General features: G+C 70.4%; 1 protein-coding gene. It reads right to left on the minus strand.

Annotated features, from left to right (window positions below; translation table 11 throughout):
- Positions 1 to 471: YgjP-like metallopeptidase domain-containing protein (locus Y887_RS17615; RefSeq protein ID WP_046965584.1), on the minus strand; the 471-nt coding region annotated here is incomplete at its 3' end.
- Between the last annotated feature and the right edge of the window lie 289 nt (positions 472 to 760).

A 760-nucleotide genomic window follows, 5' to 3' on the forward strand; every position in this document is an offset into this window, starting at 1 on the left:
GCGGCCAACGTCGGCGCGTGCCTGCGCTTCGTAGAACTCCTTCAGCGTGCGGCGCAGGCCGGCGTCGCCCAGCCTGGACGGCACGTGGAAATGCGCGCCCGCGTCGTCGACTTCGATGCGCGTATACCGGCCCTCGTGCCAGTGCAGCGGCAGCAGGACCCCACGCAACGGCAGCAACCCGGGGACGCCGCGCTCCAATGCAGGAAATGCGTCGACCTGCTGGTACCGCGACAGCTGCGTGCTCAGCCAGTCCAGGTGCGCATGCACGAACCGTTCGCCGGAGATCAGGCTGGCCCGCAGCGGCAAGGTGAGCCGCGCGCCACGTTCGTCGACGCTGAGTTTGATGCGCCGCGCGCGTGGGTCGCGCACGCGCAGCACCTCGATCTGGCGCCCTTCCAGTTGCACACGCAGGCAGTCGCGTTCGACAACCTGCGAGGGCGGCGCAATCAGGCGGCGGACGGGCTTGAACATGGGCACAGGATAGCGCTGCGATGTGTCAGGTGGTGAGACGTCGGCGGCGTTGCCGCCAGTGCGTGGGCGAGGCCGCAGGGCTGGCTCCGACGCGACGTGGAGGGCGCCACGGTGCGTCGGCATGACACGCATCCAGCGCGGGATGCCGGCATTGAGGGCGCATACGCAGGGCGGTCAAGGCGGTGCGTGCCAGGCTGCACGCATCGCTATGCGCGGCATGCGCCGCACGCTGGAACGCGCCGCCAGCCGCGCTGACACAGCGCGGCTGGCGGCGCGTGGATTACTCTGC

The sequence above is a fragment of the Xanthomonas pisi DSM 18956 genome (genome assembly GCF_001010415.1).
Taxonomy (GTDB): Bacteria; Pseudomonadota; Gammaproteobacteria; order Xanthomonadales; family Xanthomonadaceae; genus Xanthomonas; species Xanthomonas pisi.